Below are 20,004 nucleotides of genomic sequence, written 5' to 3'. Positions count from 1 at the left end.
TCCACTCAAGTCGGGCTGTAAGTTTTAGATAATTTGTAAATTTAGATAAGATTAAAGTTTTTTCCAATACTTTTATATTGTATTTTGATATTTTACATTAAATTCATCTGCAAAATCAACTTTTCATTTTGCGGAAACACAATTAAATAATTTTTAAATAAAAAATAAATAATTCCAAATTTGACCTTCGCTGAAATCATTTTACCGCTGCATCTAAAAGGAACTTTTACCTACAAAATTCCCGAAGATTTGGTAGAAAAATCTGAAGCTGGAATGCGCGTTTTGGTTCCATTTCGCGGAAAAAAAATCTATACCGGAATTATTTTTAAAATTCATCAAGAAGAACCAACGGCTTTTATTGCCAAAGAAATCATCAGTTTATTAGATGAAGTGGCAATATTGCCGAAAGAACAGTTGCAATTTTGGGAATGGGTTTCAGATTATTATCTCTGTTTTTTAGGAGATATCTATCGTTATTCTTTTCCGTCGTCCTTAAAATTAGAAAGCGAAACGTACCTTAAATTAAAACCGCACGTTACCATAGATTTTCAAAATCTAGATAGCAACGAAATGTATTTAATTCAAGCTTTGGAAGTTCGGCAACTCATCAATTTAACCGATGTAGAAGCATTTATTCCAAAAAAGGAAATCGTAAAAACCATCCATGGACTTCTAGAATTGCAGTATATAGAAATTGATGAAAAAATTGCAGAGAAATATAAAATAAAAGAAGTTTCTTACGTGAAAATCAAACCAGATTTATTGAAAAATTTGGAACTTTCTAACATCATCAATGAATTGAAGAGAGCGAAGAAACAACAAGAATTATTTTTGTCAATTCTCGAACATCAAACAGATCATCCTGAAAAACCTTTGCGGAAATCCACCTTATTAAATGATGGATTGTTTGGAGTTTCGCAAGTGAAATCTTTGATAGATAAAGGTTTTGTGGAAGAATATTTTTTAGAAAAAGATAGATTGCAAAGCTATGAAGGCGAGATTGAAGAGATTGATAGCCTTTCAGACGCTCAAAATTTAATTAATGAAGAAATAGAGGAAGCCTTTTCAAAAAATGAAAATGTATTGCTTCACGGTGTTACATCTTCCGGGAAAACGCATCTTTATTTAGAACAAATAGAAACCACAATCAATCAAGGGAAAAATGTATTGTTCTTGTTGCCAGAAATTGCCATTACCAAACAAATAAGCCAACGTTTGGAAAAAAAATATGGTAAGAAATTGGGATTTTATCATCAGAAATTAACGGATTTTGAGCGGGTAGAAGTTTGGAGAAAAATTAAAAATAATGAAATTCAAATTTTAATAGGTACAAGGAATTCATTGTTTCTCCCTTTCAAAAATTTAGGTTTGATAGTTGTTGATGAAGAGCACGACACGCAATACCGAAAATTTGAAAATAATTTTTTCTATAACGGAAAAGACAGTGCATTGGTTTTGGCAAAATTCCATAATGCAAATGTAATTTTGGGTTCGGCAACACCTTCTGTAGAATCTTACCATCTTGCAACCTCTGGAAAATTAAAATATATTTACCTCTCTGAGAGATTTGGAAACGTAAAGCTTCCCACTTTTGAATTGATTAATTTTAAAGAAGAGCAAGATTTTAAAAAAGTAAAAGGTAATTTTTCTAATTTTTTAATTACGGAATTACAAAAAAATGCAGATTCTGGCAAACAAGCCATGATTTTGCATAATAGAAGAGGATTTTCAAACGTGTTGGAATGCGAAACTTGTGGCTACGTAAACTACTGTAGTAATTGTGATGTTGTAATGACGTATCACAAATCTGCGCACGAAATGAAATGCCATTATTGTGGACAAAAAGCTTCTAAACCTCAGTTTTGTCCAAAATGCCACGGCCAAAAATTAAATGAAAGAGGAGTTGGCGTAGAACAAATTCATGATGAATTAAAAGTTTTGCTGCCCAATTTGGAAATTGATAGAATGGATGTAGATTCTATGCGCAAAAAATTTGCTTACGAAAAATTGTATGAAAAGATAGAAGCTGAAGAAACCAATATAATTGTAGGAACACAAATGATTTCTAAAGGTTTAGATTTTGAAAATGTAGATATTGTAGCCATTCCAAAAGCAGATTCTTTGCTGCATATTCAAAATTTTCGGGCAGAAGAAAGAGCCTATCAATTGATATTACAAGTTGCAGGTAGAGCAGGTAGAGTATCTGGTAAAGGAAAAGTTTATATTCAAACCTACAATCCGCAACATCAAATTTTCCAAATGATCCAGGAAGAGAACCCGAAAATCATCTATGATTATCTTTTGGAAGAGCGCAAAAAATTCAAATATCCACCATTTGTAAAAACTATTTTTATAGAATTAAAACATAGAAAAGAAGATAAAGTTGAACGTTCGGCAAGATTTTTGGGCTCAGTTTTACGGAAGTATATTCCAGAAGTTTGTATTTTAGGTCCAGAAAAATCTCCAATCGCGAAAATTAATACTTTGTATCAATATCAAATTTTATTAAAACTGCCAAGAAGTAAAGATTATACGACGTACAAAAATTTTGTAAAGAAGAGTTTAGAAGAATTTGATGAAATTACTTCCTACAAAACTATCAAAAAAGAAATATATGTTGATTTTTAACAAAGTTTAACAAATATTTGGAGTAAATTAGCTTTCTATTCGCTATATTTCATTCAATAATCAATACTTTTGACAAGTCTTGATAACTATAACTAATAAAGACCAATGATTAAATTATTTTATCATTAATTTATTACTAATCAATTTTTATGAAAAAAACATTTACGTTCACTTTCTTTTTATCTATATTTTACTCCGTTTTTATATTTGCGCAAACCAACATTGGTGTAAAACAATATCCTCAATTACTAGAAAATCAAATTTCTACATCGAATGCAGTAGTAGTAGAAAAACTACTTACCCCAAAAGAATTAGTAGATATCAACATTAATGGAATGATGAGCGATCCTGTTTTGAGAAATGCAGATTGGGGTTTTGTGGTTTATGATCCAAAAACAAATAAAATTGTAAGTTCTTACAATGAAACAACGCCTTTAGTTCCTGCATCTACAACAAAACTTTTGACTACAGAAACAGCAATGAATCTTTTGGGAGAAAATTTCAGATGGATTACCCAATTAGAATATTCAGGAGAAATAGATGCTGATGGAGTTTTGAACGGGAATTTGTACATCGTAGGAAGTGGAGATCCAACTTTGGGTACTGGAAAAGCGGGTTCTTCTAGGTATGCTTCCATCGTTAGCGATTATATTTACGCGATCTCTCAAGAAAAAGGCATAAAAAAAATAAATGGAGATATTATCATTCAAAACGCTATTTTCAAAGAAAATAAAACTCCTTTCTTGCCAGAGAATATTGTTTGGATGGAGCAGAATAATTATTATTTACCAGTGGGAAGCACAAAAGATATTGAGCCGAGAAATGAAAAATTGTTGAGCGCATCTAAAAATCCGGTAGAAAAACAAAAGAAATTCTTCTACATTTCTCCTTATGTTGATAAAATGGTATTTGCAAACGAGTTTATCGGTAGCATTTATACTACCAAACTACCAGATGCACCATACTACTTAGCAAATTCATTAAGAAGTACGCTTACTAAATCCAAAATTCCAGTTTCTGGTAAAGTAATATCTAAATTAGCAGATTTAGATGCAGAACCAAGAAAAATTATCACGGCTTATAGATCTCCAACTTTGGGTGCGATTATTTATGATACAAATAAAAGAAGTGATAATGCCTCTGCGGAAGCTCTTTTGAGAATGGTAGGTTTTCAGAAAAAGGGAGACCAATCTTTAGAATCTGGAAGAGCGGTAGTTACAGAACATTTAGCAAAGTCAGGTTTTGATATGGAAGGTTTGAGCTATTATGATGGAAGTGGACTTTCAAGAAATAATAAGGTTTCCACAATTTCGCAGGTTAAATTTTTAACTTCATTGATGTCTTCTAAATATTACAAAAGCTTTTTTGCATCTTTGCCAATTGGTGGGGAAGATGGAACTTTGAAAAGAATGTTCAATGATAGTCCAGCTTCTGGCCAAGTATTTGCCAAAACGGGCACATTAAATAAGGTAAAAGCTTTAACAGGTTTTATAAAAACAGATTCTGGAAAAACTTTGGTTTTTTCTATTTTAGTCAATAATTATTCTGGTTCTGTGAGCCAAGTAAAAAGTAAAATGGAAGAATTACTAGAGCCAGTTCTTAAACTTTAAAAAATTAAATAAAATTTCTTGTAGAAAAACCTTTCAATCGTTTGAGAGGTTTTTTTCGTATATTTATACAATATATAAAAGTCTAATTTTGATCACAATCTTATGAAAAACAACTATATTTTTATTCTTTTTTTAATTATTTGTAATTCGTTTTCCGCTCAAGAAAATGCTATAGATAAAGAAGGTCTATTGAAAAGAGAAGCTGCTAATTACAACAAAATGACAACTTTCAATAATAATCCAAATACGACAAATTACGATTTGAAGTACCAAAGATTAGATTTGGATTTAGATCCTGCGCTCTATCAAATAAGCGGATCTGTAACTTCTCATTTTTTGCCCAATCAAAGTATGTCTAATATTTATTTTGATTTATCTACTGATATGGTTGTGTCACAAGTTAGTTTTCATGGTAATAATCTTACATTTCAACAATTGCCAACTAAGGAGTTGAAAATAAATTTTGCATCAGCACTTGCTGCCAATGTTTTAGATTCTCTAACCATCAATTATAGTGGAGCACCAAATCCATCTGCAGATGCTTTCAGAACTGGTAGTCAGAGTTCTGTTGCTGTGTCTTCTACGCTATCAGAACCATACGGAGCTCAAGAATGGTTTCCCACTAAGCAAAGTATGGATGATAAGATAGATAAGATGGATTTTAAGATCACAACTCCAAACATCTATAGTGTTGCTGCTAATGGTAAATTTATGAATGAAACCGCTGTAGTTGGAAATAAAAAAAGAACCTTTTGGAGAACGCAATATCCCATGCCTGCTTATCTTGCAGCATTTTCTATTACAAATTTCACAAAATTGAATGATGTAATTGGTAATCCGCCATTTCCATTCGTGAATTATGTATATCCTTCTACGATCAATAATTCTTCAGTAATGAGTAATATTGAATGGACAAAACAAGCGATGACAACATTTGAAACTTATTTTGGAGCTTATCCTTTCCGGAACGAAAAATACGGACACATGGAATATAACTACGGTGGCGTTTGTATGGAACATCAGACCATGTCTTCTATGAGTAGTTGGGGAAAATCAGTGATTGCGCACGAGTTGGCCCATCAATGGTTTGGCGACAAAGTAACTTGCGGTGCGTGGAATGATATATGGTTGAATGAAGGCTTTGCTACTTTTGGGGAGCATTTGGTTAATGAAAAATTATTAATGACCAACGCAGAATTTTTGAATTATTTATCTGGGCAAAAATCGTATATTACAAGTTCTACCGGTGGAAGTACCTACGTTGCAGATTCTAATTTAAGTAATATAGGTGCTATTTTCAGTGGAAGATTATCTTATGCAAAAGGTGGCTACATTCTAAGAATGCTAAAATGGGTTTTGGGCGATACCGCTTTTTATCAGGCTTTGCAAGATTATCATAATAGGCCAAATTTAGCCTACAATTACGCAAGAACAGCCGACCTTACGAATTCATTGCAGTTAAGTACAAATATAAATTTTACAGAATTTTTTAATGATTGGTTGTACGGTCAAGGTTATCCAACTTATGATATCAAATACAAGCAATCTACTGCAAATCAGTCTGTTACTTTCAAAGTTTCACAAACACAAAGTAATTCTTCTGTTTCCTTTTTCGAAATGCCACTTCCAATTAGGTTAAATGGAGCAAATGGAGAAACTCTATTAGTAAGATTAGAAAATACGACGAACAATCAATTTTTCAATATACCTTGTACATTTACAGTAACTTCAGTAGATTTTAATTATGATTTTCAAATGCTAGAAAGAAACAGCACTGTTGCTTTTGATACCAATCTGCAAACCATAGAACCTATTGAAATTATTAAATCAGATATCGTATTGTATCCAAGTTTTGCCACAAATGAAATCAATTTTAAAGGTGTAGATAAAGTATCTCCTTATAAAATTTATTTCACCGATGGAAAATTAGTTAAATCTGATCTATACCAGCCAGAAAAAAGCATAAATATTTCTAATTTTATACCAGGAACGTATATTATTTCCATCGCAGATAGAAATTTTAAATTTATTAAAAAATAGCTTCAAAAGTCCTTCAAAACTGAAGGGCTTTTTTTAAATTTGCAAATACAGAAATAAATAAAACTATGATCTCACAAAAATTTTTAGAAAATCTTCAAAACGAATTGCAAGAAATAGAAAATGATGGCCTTTTCAAAAAAGAAAGAATCATCACTTCTTCCCAATCTGCAGAAATTGTTGCGAACGGAAAACAATTATTAAATTTTTGCGCAAATAATTATTTGGGATTATCTAATAATGCAGACGTAGTAGAAGCCTCAAAAAATATGATGGATTCTCATGGTTTTGGATTATCTTCAGTACGTTTCATTTGTGGAACGCAGGACATACACAAAACTTTGGAAGCAAAAATTTCTGAATTTTTGGGAATGGAAGATACCATTTTGTATGCCGCTTGTTTTGATGCGAATGGTGGTGTTTTTGAGCCATTGTTTACAGCAGAAGATTGTATTATTTCAGATTCATTAAATCATGCTTCTATTATTGATGGGGTAAGACTTTGCAAAGCAGCAAGATACAGATATAATAATAATGATATGCAAGATTTGGAAGCGCAATTGATAGAAGCTTCTAAACAAAATCATCGTTCAAAAATCATCGTTACAGATGGTGTGTTTTCTATGGATGGCATTGTTGCAAACCTTGCCGGAATTTGTGATCTTGCAGATAAATATGATGCTTTGGTGATGGTAGATGATTGCCACGCAACAGGTTTCATCGGGAAAACCGGACGTGGAACTCATGAAGCAAATGATGTTATGGGGAGAGTAGATATCATCACTTCTACGCTAGGCAAAGCTTTAGGTGGAGCAATGGGAGGTTTTACTTCTGGCAAAAAAGAAATTATAGATATGCTTCGCCAAAGATCTCGACCTTATTTATTTTCAAATTCTTTAGCACCAGGAATTGTAGGCGCAAGTTTGAAAGTTTTAGAAATGATTTCCGACGATACTTCACTTCGAGATCAAGTAATGGAAAATGCAGAATATTTCCGAACTGAAATGAAAGCCAAAGGTTTTGATGTTCCAGATGGAGATGCGGCGATAGTTCCTGTGATGTTGTATGATGCACCATTAGCTCAAAAAATGGCAGAAAAACTAATGGACGAAGGCATTTACGTTATTGGATTTTTCTATCCGGTAGTTCCAAAAGGCAAAGCAAGAATTCGTGTACAGCTTTCTGCAGCACATTCTAGAGAAAATTTAGATAAAGCAATTGCAGCTTTCGAGAAAGTGGGGAAAGAGTTAGAAGTTATTAAATAATTTGAAAATATGCTAATTTGAAAATCAAATGGTACATTCTAAAAATATTATAAGTATTCTTCATTTTCAAATTAATTAATTTTCAAATTCTCAAATTTAAAATATGCTTTACACCATAATAAAAGCCATTCACATCATTTTTATGGTGAGTTATTTTGCAGGGATTTTTTACTTGGTAAGAATTTTTGTGTACTATAAAGATACGGATGAATTTGAGGAACAAAAAAAAATGATTCTTCGGGAGCAATATGTTTTCATGGCGAGAAGATTGTGGAATATCATCACTGTTCCTGCAGGTTCTATCATGTTAGCCACTGGAATAATTTTAATTATTTTGAATACAGGATTGCTCAAAACACCTTGGTTTCATTTAAAATTGACATTTTTACTCGCACTTTTAGGCTATCATTATTGGTCTTGGAAAAAAGTTTTGCAAATAAAAGCTTTGAGTTTTCAATCTTTGCCTATAGAAAATTTAAAATTGAGACAAGCCAATGAAATTGCGACTTTAATTTTATTTTTAGTTATTTTTACCGTCATTTTAAAAGCTGGGGTGATAGAATATTGGTGGCAATTGATTTTAGGATTTCTCGCCTTTGTAATATTAATAATGGGCACTGTGAAATTGGTAAACAATGCAAGTAAAAAGAAAAAATAGAACAGCTATAAACTTCCGACTTTCGGCTTCGGATTTTAAACTTAATAATTTATGCTAGCAATTTTTAAAAAAGAAATTTGGAGCTACTTTGGAAATTGGAGTGCTTGGATTATCATCGCTATTTTCTCTATTTTAGGAGGTTTATTCCTTTTCTTTTTTGATAATAATTCTAATATTTTCGAAATTGGGACAGCTTCTTTACAAAGTTATTTTCAATTAGCACCTTGGCTTTTGTTATTTTTAATACCCGCACTTTCTATGAGATCCTTCGCAGAAGAGCAACAAAGCGGAACACTTTCTTGGTTGTTTTCTTTGCCTTTAAAATTTTCAGATTTAATTGTAGGAAAATTTTTGGCGGTTTGGTTTTTAGGAATTTTGTGTATTATTCCCTCTCTGGTCTATTTGTATAGCATTTATGTATTGGGAATTCCCGCCGGAAATTTAGATTTTGGAGCAACTTTGGGTAGTTATTTTGGATTAATTTTATTAATAGCTGCATTTTCCGCAATCGGAATTTTTTCTTCTACTATTTCTAATAATCAGATTATGGCTTATTTGATAGGCGTTTTCATCTGTTTCATCATGTATTTTGGGATAGAACAATTGGCGAGTTACAAACTATTAGGAGGTGCAGATTATTTTCTACAAAATTTAGGAATTTCTTATCACTACAATTCTTTCTCTCGCGGATTGATAGATAGCAAAGATATTTTCTATTTTTTAATCGTCATTTCTCTCGCTTTGTTTTTAGCTAAATTATCTTTAGAAAAGAAAAAATAATGAAAAATAAGTCCATTTTTATCTATAGTATTATAGGCCTATTTTTTATAATGGGAGCAGTTGGTGTATTTTCTACCAGAGTAGATCTTACGCAAGACCAAAGATATACGCTTACAAATTCTACCAAAGAAGTTTTGAAATCTGTGCAAAAACCATTGATGGTTGAGGTTTATCTAGATGGAGATTTTCCGGCAAATTTTAAACAATTGCAAAGCGAAACAAAATTTATGTTGGAAGAGTTTAAAAAAATAAATCCAAAGGTAGATTTTAAATTTATAGATCCCATAAAATCCAAGGTTTCCAAAGATTCCCTTGCAGCAATGGGTTTAGAAGCTTCTATGTTGGCAAGTAGAACAGATGGAAAAGTGAGCCAGATAGAATTGTATCCTTATGCAGTGCTAAAATACCAAGATTTGGGTGTTTCTATTCCGCTCATTGTTCAGCAAAATGGTTTGGATCAAGATCAACAGTTGTACAAATCTGTAGAAGGTTTGGAGTATAATCTTATTTCAAATATAAAAGATATTACGGTAAATAGTAGAAAAAACGTTGGGATTTTAATAAATCAAGATGAACTTCGTCCGGAAGAATTTCGCAGTTTCACCAAATATCTATTGGCAACTTATAAAACCGAACCCATCATTCCTGTAGAAAATGATGAACTTTCTTTGAAAGATTTTCCAAAATTAAAGCAGATGGATGCCCTTCTTATTGCAAAACCTCGGAAAGCTTTTACAGATAAAGAAAAGGTGATTCTCGATCAATACATCATGAATGGCGGAAAAACATTATGGATGATAGATGCTGTGAACGCAGAAATGGATTCTCTATATCAAGCCAAAAAAATAATGGCATTTCCGTATGAAACCAACTTGAACGATTTCTTTTTTAATTATGGAATCCGCATCAATACTGGTTTGGTGAAAGACATGCAAAAATCTGCCTTGCTGCGCATTGTATCTGGCGAAGTGGCGGGAAATCCGCAATACAGTTCTTTTCTTTGGCCGTATTTTCCTTTGGGAATTTCAGATAAAAACAACCCGATAACCAAAAATATCAATCCTGTAAAATTTGAATTTCCTACTTCTATTGATATTCTCAAAAGACCAGGCATCAAACCTACTGTTCTGTTTGAATCTTCTCAGAATACTTTGATCAATTCAGTACCAAATTACATCCAACTTTCAGAAATTGTGAAGGAAGATAGTATTTCACCATTTGAACAGAAAACCAAACAGCAAAATCTGGCAGTTTTGTTAGAAGGTACATTTCAATCTGCATATGCAAACCGTAGTGAAAAAAACGATTTTCCAAATTTTAAAAGTGAAAATAATAATGGAAAAATGATTGTAATTGCAGATGGCGACATTGGTAGAAATCAGATTTTGAAAGGCCAAGCTTTACCTTTGGGTGTAGATTTGCTAACCCAAGAGCAATACGGAAACGGGGAATTTCTACAAAATGCACTTTCTTATTTGCTAGATGATACCAATATAATGGAACTTAAAAACCGGGAAATTGCCGTGCGTCTGCTAGATAGACAAACGATAGAAGAAAATAAAAGCTATTGGCAATGGTTCAATATGTTATTACCACTATTCATAATCGGGATTTTCGCGGGCTTATTTTACTTTATTCGTAAGAGAAAATTTGAATAACATTATTTCAGATTACTTTTTGTCACGCTGAAAGCATCTCGTGTAATAAATATCCGGTTGGGATTCCTGCGGAATGACAAAATTAGTTGGTTAAAAAATATATATTTAAAATTACATTTTATTTTCTAACTAAACGGTTTCTATTATAATAAATTCCCACACTAAAGATAATTAGCAACATTGCGATTATCGATAGATAAGAACCTTCAAACCCGAAATTCCCACCGTTTAAGGTGTTTCCTTTGGTTATCTTAAATTCAATTACAGAATAGATATCTTGTCCACTCACGTTGAATCCTAGAAAAGATTGAAAGAAATTCCAGCTGAAGTGCAAGGCAATAGGAAACCATAAATTCTTGGTGTAAATATAAGATAAGCCCAAAAATATACCTGCCAGAGATATATTGAAAAGCGAAAATAAATCTACATTAGGATTTAAACCATGTGCAAGCGAAAAAATAATGGAAGATAATAGCAAAGCAATGTATTTGTTGTAAGATTCCATAAAGTTTTTCAAAATATAACCGCGGAAAAGTGTCTCTTCTACGACTGCAACAACTATGAAAATTAAAACGGAAATCGTCAATTCTTCCCAATCAAAATCAGTTCGGTAGAATTCTATTTCTTTTAAATAAATTAAAAATAGCCAAGCGATCAACATCACGAAAAACCCTATTAAAAATCCGGTCAGAATATCCGAAAGTCTATTTTTAATCTCAAAACCGAGATTTTGAAATTTTTGTTTATCTAAAAACTTCATGAAAACCCAGATCAAAAGAAATGTTCCTATTAATCCAAAAGTGCTAACGCTCAATAGTTGAATGGAAGTTTCTTCGCCATTATTTTTAAGTATATTTCTATCCGCAACTAGGCCACCCAAATATTGGAAAGTACCTACTACTAGGAAATAAGGAATGATCAGTAATAAATTTTTCAGCCAACCTTTCATATTTTAAGCACTTTAAACATCTTTTATATAATCTTCAAATTCTAAAAACACCATTTCAAAACCTCCCATTTTTTCCACAAAAAATTCAAAAATTTCTCGCCACGTGTTTTTATTAAAAACCGAAACTTCTGATTTTTCAACCCAAATTCTGGAAATACATTTTCCATTTTCTAGATAGAAATTTTCTTCTACTTCAAATTCGCCAATATTTTCTATTAAAAAATTTTCTAAAGAAGTTAATTTTTCCAAATATAGTAAGCGCAAATTTTCATCTTTCATTTCTATATCTAAAGAAACGATTGCTTTTTTGGAATCTGCGGTAAATTTAAAGGAAAAATCTTTAATTTTTGTATCATACAAAATCCATTTCCTCGGAAAAGATTTCCCGAAAACGGTCCAAAATTCTGTTGTTAATAGTTGTGCTTCTTTTTTGGTGAACATATTTTATTTTAACACATTAGTTTTTTTTGTTATACGCTTTATTTTAGTTTTCATTAGTTCACATAAGTCTTAAAAATCAAAGATTTTTTTGCGAATTGCTTATGTTTTCTGATATATAAACATAGCAAATAAAACTAATCTAATGTGACTTATGTGTTAAAAAATTTTGTTAAACATTTAATTTTAACACATTAGTTTTTTTTCTAAACGCTATATTTTAGTTTTCATTAGTTCACATGAGTTTTAAAAATCAAAGAATTTTTTGCGAATTGCTTATGTTTTCTGATATATAAACATAGCAAATAAAACTAATCTAATGTGACTTATGTGTTAAAAAAATTTGTTTAACATTTAATTTTAACACATTATTTTTTTTGTTATACGCTTTATTTTTGTTTTCATTAGTTCACATTAGTTTTAAAAATCAAAGATTTTTTTGTCTAATGCTTATTTTTTCTAAAATATAAACATAGCAAATAAAACTAATCTAATGTGACTTATGTGTTGAAAAATTAGTGGTTCCTAAGGTTTGTTACAAAAACTCCGCTTCAAAAACCTTTGTGAAATGATGTTTAATTTTAGATTTCACTTCTGCGACTTCCTCGTCAGAAAATTTTCTTTCCAATTCTCTTGCTAAAGATGTCACCGTTTTATCTTTTATTCCGCACGGAATAATGTATTCAAAATATTTTAAATCTGTGTTCACATTCAATGCAAAACCGTGCATGGTTACCCATTTCGAAGTTTTTACACCCATCGCACAAATCTTTCTGGCATACGGTTTTCCTACATCTAGCCAAACTCCAGTTTCGCCTTCGCTTCTTTCTCCTACTAAATTATATTCTGCCAAAACACGAATCATCACTTCTTCCAGATTTCTCATATACAAATGAATGTCGCTTTTGAAATTGTCTAAATCTAGGATTGGATAGCCCACAATTTGCCCAAAACCATGATAGGTAATATCTCCACCACGATTGGTTTTCACAAAAGTTGCTTCTATTTTATCTAAAAAATCTTGATTTGCAAGCATGTTTTTTTCATCGCCAGATTTTCCCAAAGTATACACGTGAGGATGTTCTACAAAGAAAAAATAATTCGGTGTTTCTTCGTAAATTTCATCTGTTCGGTCTCTATTTTCAATTTTTTTAGTGATGATGCTTTGCATTTTTTCCTCTTGAAATTGGAATGCATCCACATAATTCATCAAACCTAAATCTTGAAAATGCAGTTTTTTATTTTGAATAATGGTCATAATTTTAAATTGAAATTCAAATTTACGAAATCAATCTGTTATGCTATGAATAAATGCTTCACATTTTGTCTTCCAATCTTGTTCTTGTAAGAGAATATTCACAAATGCGGTTCCTATAATTCCTCCATCTGCTTTTTCGGTTACTTTTTCAAAATCCGTTTTATTTTTAATTCCAAAACCGATCATCACAGGATTTTTTAAGGGTAAATTGGCCAATCTTTGTAGATAATCTTCGTTATTTATTTCTTTAGCATCATTTCCAGTTGTAGAAGAGCTAGAAACTGCGTACAAAAACCCGGAACTTAAGGAATCTAAGTATTTTATTCTTTCATCAGATGTTTCTGGCGTTACCAAAAAGGTGAAATTAAGATTGTATTTTTCTAAAATTTTCTGATAATTATTTTCAAATTCTATGGGTGGTAAATCAGGAATTATTAAACCAGAAATACCAGATTTTTCACAATTTTGGCAAAATTTCTCAAATCCATAGCTTAAAACAGGATTGATGTAGCCCATTAAAATTACCGGGATTTCTATTTCATTTTTCACAGATTCAAATTGTTGAAAAAGATTTTCTATAGACATTCCATTTTTTAATGCCAATTCGTGCGCTCCTTGAATTACTGGTCCGTCTGCAACAGGATCTGAATAGGGCATTCCAATTTCCATCATTTTTGCGCCAGAATTTTGAATAATTCTCATTATTGATGGTACATCATTCAATTCTGGAATTCCAGCGGTGAAGTATATGTTTAGTTTTTTCATTTAGAAATTGTTTAAATAGGTTTCTAGATCTTTATCTCCTCTTCCGCTCAAGCAAATTACCACAACATCTTCTTTTTTGAAAGTTTTCTTCTCCAAAATTGTTAGTGCATGTGCAGTTTCTAGCGCAGGAATTATTCCTTCTAATTTTGTGAATTCAAAAGCAGATTTTAGCGCTTCATCATCTGTAATGCTATAAAATTCTGCTCTTTTTTGCGTATATAAATTAGCGTGAAAAGGCCCAATTCCGGGGTAATCTAAACCTGCGGAAATGGAATGTGGTTCTATCACTTGTCCGTCATCTGTTTGCATCACAAGACTTTTGCTGCCATGCAAAACACCGGTAGTTCCCAAATAGGTAGTGGCTGCAGATTTTCCAGATTCTACGCCAAAACCGCCAGCTTCTGCAGCAATTATTTTTACATCTGCTTCATCTACAAAGTGATAAAATGTACCAGCAGCATTGCTTCCACCTCCTACACAAGCGATTACATAATCTGGATTTTCTCTACCAATTTTTTCGTTTAATTGCCATTTTATTTCTTCAGAAATTACGCTTTGAAAACGTGCTACCAAATCTGGAAATGGATGTGGACCAACCACACTTCCTATAATATAATGGGTTGTAGAAGCATTATTAATCCAATCTCTTAGCGCTTCATTCACGGCATCTTTCAAAGTTTTAGAGCCCGAAGTTGCAGGAATTATTGTTGCACCCAAGAGTTTCATGCGTCCAACATTTGGGGCTTGTCTTGCGATATCGATTTCACCCATATAAACGATGCATTCTAAACCGAGTAATGCACATGCAGTAGCGGTTGCAACGCCATGTTGTCCTGCTCCAGTTTCTGCAATGATGCGTTTTTTGCCCAATTTTTTTGCGAGCAAGGCTTGTCCGAGAGCATTATTTATTTTATGTGCTCCGGTATGATTAAGGTCTTCTCGTTTTAGATAGACTTGCGTTTGAAATTTTTCGCTCAAATTTTTCGCAAAATAGAGTGGGGTAGCTCGTCCTACATAGTTTTTCAATAAATCTTGAAATTCAATTTGAAATTCTTTAGATTCTATGATTTGGATGTATTTTTCTTGCAGTTCGGCAACATTTGGATATAACATTTCTGGTACGAATGCTCCTCCAAATTCTCCATAATAACCGTTTTTGTCTGGGTTTCTAAATGTTGTCATTATTTTTGTTTATAGTGAGCGTTGTTAGAGCTTCAAGCTCTAACAACGCTGATTAATGCTTTTATTTTTTCTAAATCTTTATTTCCGGGTTCTGTTTCAAATTTTGAATTGATGTCTATTGCAAAAGGTTTTTGATTTAATTTATTAATGTTTTCTGCATTTTCTAGGGAAATTCCTCCACTTAAAAAGTACGGTTTATATATTCTTTCTTCGTTCAGAAGTTGCCAATCAAAAGATGTTCCTGTTCCACCAAAAGATTTTGAATCGGTATCAAAAAGATAAAAATCGGTATCTAATTTTAAATTATTAATTTTATCAGTCAAACCTTCTGCATTTTTTCCGATTCTAAAAACCTTTATAATTCCAACTTTTTCATCTAGTTCATCTCGTAATTCTGAAATGAAATCATCGGTTTCATCGCCATGAAGTTGAATATAATTAAGACTCGCTTTCTCCGAAATTTCTAATATTTTTGAAATACTTTCATTCACGAAAACGCCCACTTTTCCTTTGTGTTCAATGGATTTAATTTCTTCTAAATTTAAATGAGCCAAAACATAACGTGGTGATTTTTCATAAAAAATAAAGCCTAAAAAATCGATTTTCATAGCAATTAATTTTTCTATTTGATCGAGTTTCGTTAGACCGCATACTTTTAATTTTATAGAATTCATAGCGATATATTAATTGGAAATATTTAAAATAAATTCGTCAAAAGCGGCAGCTGGTTTTTCATTTCTCATAAAATATTCACCCATTAAAAAGCCGTCAAATCCTTTTTCCTTTAAAAAATTGAAATCGTCTAAAGAATAAATTCCACTTTCTGCGATAGCTAAAGTTTCCTTTGGTAGAAGGTTTTTTAAATTGACAGAATGCTGCAAATCTACCTTAAAATCTTTCAAATTTCGATTGTTAATTCCTACTAAATCTACATTTATATTAAAATGATTCAACTCATCTTCTGTATGTATTTCTAGTAAAACCTCCAAGCCAAGTTCGTGAGAAAGTTCTGTAAATTCTTCAACTTGTGCAACGGAAAGGCAACTTGCTATTAATAAAATTACATCTGCACCATTTGCTTTTGCTTCATAAAATTGGTATTCGTCTACCATGAAATCTTTTCTCAAGATGGGAATTGAAATTTCATTTCTTACTTTTAAGATATCTTCTAAATTTCCACCAAAAAATTGTTCATCGGTTAAGATGGAAATTGCGCTGGCTCCAAACTTTTCGTAAGCTTTTGCTACATCCAAAACGTCTGCTTTTTCATTGATGATTCCTTTGCTTGGCGATTGGCGTTTAAATTCTGCAATAATTCCTGTTTTGGATTTCAAAGTTTCTTTTAAAGAGAAGGTATTTCGTTCGAAATAAACGGAATCTTTGAGTTCTTGTAGAGAAATTTCCTTTTTTAATTTTGAAATTTCTTGTTTTTTATTGTCAATTATTTTGTCTAGAATATTCATTTTTATATATGATCTTTTATTGATAAAGAGTTTGCGCCCCGACCTGAATGAAGCTCTTTTTAATTGGTGACTGAGCTTGCCGAAGTCGGCAATAAAAAAAGCGGGAATGGAGGGCGGGAATTGGCGCCATAAGTAAATTAATTACTAATGTTTTGCAAACATTCCAGTGCTTTTCCTTCCGTCAAACTTGCTTTTGCGATCATCAAACAATCTTCATATTCACCATATTTTCTGGTATTTTTTAAAGCCATGGCTGCATTTGCTAAAACTACAGCGTTTTGCTCGTAAGTACCTTTACCTTCCAAAATATTTTTGAAAATTTTTGCTGCTTCGTTGGTATTTTCGCCACCAAATATAGTTTCTGGCTCTATATTTTTGAACATTAATTCTTCTGCAGAAAATATTTTTTCGCCGCGTCTGTCTATAATTTTGGTGTCGCTTGTTAAGCTAATTTCATCGTAACCATCTAAAGAATGCACCAACAAAAACTCAGATTTCTTCTTTTGAAGCAAATATTGATAAATTCTGGCAATTTCTAGATTTGCAACGCCAATCATGGTGTATTTTGGATGCGCAGGATTAATTAGCGGTCCCAATAAGTTGAAAAAAGTCTTTAAACCTATATTTTTTCGCATTGGTGCAATAGATTTTAAAGAAGTGTGGAAAATTGGCGCGTGCAAATAGCAAAAATTTCCTTTTTCTAAATCTTTTTTCAAATCTTCTTCCGTTTCTTTGAACTGATAGCCCAAATTTTCTAGTACATTAGACGCTCCGCTAATTGCAGAAGCTGCATAATTGCCGTGTTTAGCCACTTTCTGACCTGTTCCTGCAACAACTAGACTTGCTAAAGTTGAGATGTTGAAAGAGTTTTTTCCATCTCCGCCAGTTCCCACAATATCTACCAAATCGTCTGTTCCGAGATCTATTTTTGGTGCCAATTGAATGAGAGCTTCGGTGAAACCTTCTAATTCTGGAAGCGTAATACTTCGCATTAGAAATACAGAAACGAATGAGGTTACTTCTATTTCATTAAAAATATTTTTGGAAATTTCAAACAAAATTGATTTTGCTTCTGCTTTGCTCAACGTTTGATGATCAAATAAGTATTGTAATATTTCTTTCATTTTAATCTTGTAAAAAATTTTCTATAATCTGCTTTCCCTTCGGTGTTAAAATACTTTCTGGATGGTATTGAACTGCATGAACATCGTAAGTTTTATGCTGCAAAGACATGATCATTCCGCTGGAATCTATTGAAGTGATTTCAAGTTCTGCGGGAAAACCTTCCGGATTTACAGCCCAACTATGGTATCTTCCAACTTCCAGATTTTCGGGTAAATTCCGAAGAAGTTTAGCTTCGGATTTGGTAGCTTTTGCATTGGTTGCAACACCGTGGAAAATTTCGGAAAGATTGATTAAACTTCCGCCAAACGCTTCTGCTATTGCTTGTTGACCAAGGCAAACACCTAATATAGATTTTGTAGCTGCGTATTTTTTAATTAATTCAATTAAAATTCCAGCTTCTTCTGGAATTCCAGGACCGGGCGAAAGTATTATTTTATCGTACTTTTCAATTTCCTCCAAACTAATTTGATCATTTCGGAAAACATCCACTTTTTCGCCCAAAATTTGCTCAATCATTTGAACTAAATTATAGGTGAAGCTATCGTAATTATCTAGGACTAATATTTTCATAAATTTTTTTTTTAATGTAACAATGTAATAGTTGAACAGTTTACCAATTAATTTAATAGAGCAAATTGCTGCACTGTTACATTGTTATACTGGTACATTAATATATTGTTTCGGCTTTTTTAATGGCCATTTTCAAAGCATTCAGTTTATTATTTACTTCTTGCAATTCGTTTTCTGCCGTAGATTTTGCCACAATTCCTGCACCAGCTTGGTAATAAAGTGTGTTGTTTTTGCTTAAGAAAGTGCGAATCATAATCGCTTGGTTGCAACTTCCATCAAAACCTACAAAACCGATGCTTCCTCCATAATAGGAACGCGAAGTTTTTTCGTAACCATCTATCAATTGCATTGCTTTGTATTTTGGTGCGCCACTTAAAGTTCCTTGTGGAAAGGTGGTTGCAATCATCTCATATGGATTTTGATTCTCTTGAACATCTGCAGTTACTTCGCTCACTAAATGGATGACGTGAGAAAAAAATTGAACTTCTTTCAGTTTTGTAACGGTGGTGTTTTTTCCGCAAATACTCAAATCGTTTCTTGCCAAATCTACAAGCATCGTATGTTCGGCATTTTCTTTTGCATCTTTTTTCAATTCTTCCGCAGCTTCTAAATCTTTTTGAATTTCGCCCGTTCTTTTAAAAGTTCCTGCAATTGGATGTATGATGGCTTTTCCGTTTTTAATAATCAATTGACTTTCTGGACTAGAACCCATTAATTTATAATCGCCATAATCGAAATAAAATAAATAAGGTGAAGGATTGATATGACGTAAAGCGCGATAAACATTAAATTCATCTCCATTAAATTTTTGTTCAAATCTTCTGCTTAACACCATTTGAAAAACATCTCCACGGAAACAGTGTTTCTTCGCAATTTCTACCAATTCTCGGTATTCTTCATCTTCGAGATTAGAAGTTTCATTGTCTATTTTTTCAAATGGAAAAATGGGTGCGTTTTTTTGATTGATAAGGTTTTCAATTTCATAAATGTTGGATTTTAAACCTTCAATTCTATTTTCAATGATGAACATCTCATCGTTGTGATGGTTGATAGCAATTACATATTGATATAAACGATAGCGCAAAAGTGGAATTATATTTTCCTCAGATTGCTCTTTAAATTGAATATTTTCAAAGAAAGGAATGGCATCATAACTGGTGTACCCAAAAAAACCTTGCGCAGATTTTCCAATTTCTTTAGAAGGTTCTTCACAAATAAAACAATTAGAGAAATTTCGCAGAATTTCGCTTAATTTTTCATTTTTTAAAGCAATTTTTTTTGGATGATCGAGCGGAAATTTAACTTCTGCTTCATCATGATTTCTAATTTCTATACCAGCAATTGCGTTGATAGCGATAAAAGAAAAATTGTTGTCTGTGTTTTGGTTTCCAGCACTTTCTAGCAGAATTGTATCTCGGTATTTATCCCTAAGTCTTAGATAAATGCCAATAGGCGTGAAAAGATCGCTCATTACTGATTTTACGGTAGTTTTTATATTTATAGTAGTGTTAAATTGCATAATTATTTTTAAATTTTGGATAAAAAAAAGACTTCAACGAGTCTCGTCAAAGTCTTTTATATGTTTTTACAAACAGCATACAAGATTTTATTCAGACTC

At 32.1% G+C, this 20,004-nt stretch carries 17 protein-coding genes; 7 read left to right on the top strand and 10 right to left on the bottom strand.

What is annotated here, in order from left to right:
• The first annotated feature begins 180 nt into the window (after positions 1-180).
• The 7 genes from priA (at position 181) to gldG (ending at position 10,636) form a co-directional block, all read left to right on the top strand.
• A complete protein-coding gene (gene priA, locus HNQ03_RS04805) occupies positions 181-2,628 on the top strand; it encodes a replication restart helicase PriA (protein WP_173778529.1) in 2,448 nt (815 codons plus the stop codon).
• 149 nt (positions 2,629-2,777) lie between these two features.
• Positions 2,778-4,238, top strand: coding sequence for a D-alanyl-D-alanine carboxypeptidase/D-alanyl-D-alanine endopeptidase (dacB, locus tag HNQ03_RS04800; protein WP_173778528.1), 1,461 nt, complete (start codon positions 2,778-2,780; stop codon positions 4,236-4,238).
• A 102-nt stretch (positions 4,239-4,340) separates the two neighbouring features.
• Entirely contained in the window at positions 4,341-6,278 is a 1,938-nt protein-coding gene (locus HNQ03_RS04795) for a M1 family aminopeptidase (protein ID WP_173778527.1), read from the top strand.
• Between the two features lie 65 nt (positions 6,279-6,343).
• On the top strand, positions 6,344-7,540 hold the full coding sequence (gene kbl, locus HNQ03_RS04790) for a glycine C-acetyltransferase (protein ID WP_173778526.1): 1,197 nt from the start codon (positions 6,344-6,346) through the stop codon (positions 7,538-7,540).
• Between the two features lie 103 nt (positions 7,541-7,643).
• Positions 7,644-8,198 (top strand): CopD family protein, encoded by a 555-nt coding sequence (locus tag HNQ03_RS04785; protein WP_173778525.1) that lies wholly within the window; start codon positions 7,644-7,646, stop codon positions 8,196-8,198.
• Between the two features lie 51 nt (positions 8,199-8,249).
• Entirely contained in the window at positions 8,250-8,978 is a 729-nt protein-coding gene (locus HNQ03_RS04780) for an ABC transporter permease (protein WP_173778524.1), read from the top strand.
• On the top strand, positions 8,978-10,636 hold the full coding sequence (gene gldG / locus HNQ03_RS04775; protein WP_173778523.1) for a gliding motility-associated ABC transporter substrate-binding protein GldG: 1,659 nt from the start codon (positions 8,978-8,980) through the stop codon (positions 10,634-10,636). Before HNQ03_RS04780 ends, gldG begins: the two co-directional genes overlap by 1 nt.
• Before the next feature lie 118 nt (positions 10,637-10,754).
• Here gldG and HNQ03_RS04770 read toward each other — a convergent pair whose 3' ends face one another.
• The 10 genes from HNQ03_RS04770 to HNQ03_RS04725 form a co-directional block, all read right to left on the bottom strand.
• Positions 10,755-11,585: a CPBP family intramembrane glutamic endopeptidase gene (locus tag HNQ03_RS04770; protein WP_173778522.1), complete on the bottom strand. Its 831-nt coding sequence runs from the start codon at positions 11,583-11,585 to the stop codon at positions 10,755-10,757.
• Positions 11,586-11,597: 12 nt separating this feature from the next.
• Positions 11,598-12,026, bottom strand: coding sequence for a DUF4268 domain-containing protein (locus HNQ03_RS04765; protein ID WP_173778521.1), 429 nt, complete (start codon positions 12,024-12,026; stop codon positions 11,598-11,600).
• Between the two features lie 532 nt (positions 12,027-12,558).
• Complete coding sequence (gene lipB, locus HNQ03_RS04760; RefSeq protein ID WP_173778520.1) at positions 12,559-13,281, bottom strand: lipoyl(octanoyl) transferase LipB; 723 nt, start codon at positions 13,279-13,281, stop codon at positions 12,559-12,561.
• A gap of 30 nt (positions 13,282-13,311) precedes the next feature.
• Entirely contained in the window at positions 13,312-14,046 is a 735-nt protein-coding gene (gene trpA, locus HNQ03_RS04755) for a tryptophan synthase subunit alpha (protein ID WP_173778519.1), read from the bottom strand.
• Positions 14,047-15,228, bottom strand: coding sequence for a tryptophan synthase subunit beta (gene trpB / locus HNQ03_RS04750; protein WP_173778518.1), 1,182 nt, complete (start codon positions 15,226-15,228; stop codon positions 14,047-14,049).
• A gap of 32 nt (positions 15,229-15,260) precedes the next feature.
• A complete protein-coding gene (locus HNQ03_RS04745; protein ID WP_173778517.1) occupies positions 15,261-15,902 on the bottom strand; it encodes a phosphoribosylanthranilate isomerase in 642 nt (213 codons plus the stop codon).
• Between the two features lie 9 nt (positions 15,903-15,911).
• Positions 15,912-16,691: an indole-3-glycerol phosphate synthase TrpC gene (trpC, locus tag HNQ03_RS04740; protein ID WP_173778516.1), complete on the bottom strand. Its 780-nt coding sequence runs from the start codon at positions 16,689-16,691 to the stop codon at positions 15,912-15,914.
• 137 nt (positions 16,692-16,828) lie between these two features.
• Positions 16,829-17,815, bottom strand: coding sequence for an anthranilate phosphoribosyltransferase (gene trpD, locus HNQ03_RS04735; protein ID WP_173778515.1), 987 nt, complete (start codon positions 17,813-17,815; stop codon positions 16,829-16,831).
• A 1-nt stretch (position 17,816) separates the two neighbouring features.
• Positions 17,817-18,386 carry an anthranilate synthase component II gene (locus HNQ03_RS04730; protein ID WP_173778514.1) on the bottom strand — a complete coding sequence of 190 codons (570 nt, stop codon included), beginning with the start codon at positions 18,384-18,386 and terminating at the stop codon, positions 17,817-17,819.
• 97 nt (positions 18,387-18,483) lie between these two features.
• Entirely contained in the window at positions 18,484-19,905 is a 1,422-nt protein-coding gene (locus tag HNQ03_RS04725) for an anthranilate synthase component I family protein (protein WP_173778513.1), read from the bottom strand.
• Positions 19,906-20,004: the final 99 nt, after the last annotated feature.

Source organism: Frigoriflavimonas asaccharolytica (genome assembly GCF_013294015.1).
GTDB classification, from domain to species: domain Bacteria; phylum Bacteroidota; class Bacteroidia; order Flavobacteriales; family Weeksellaceae; genus Frigoriflavimonas; species Frigoriflavimonas asaccharolytica.
This window is presented reverse-complemented; position numbering and strand designations above follow the sequence as displayed.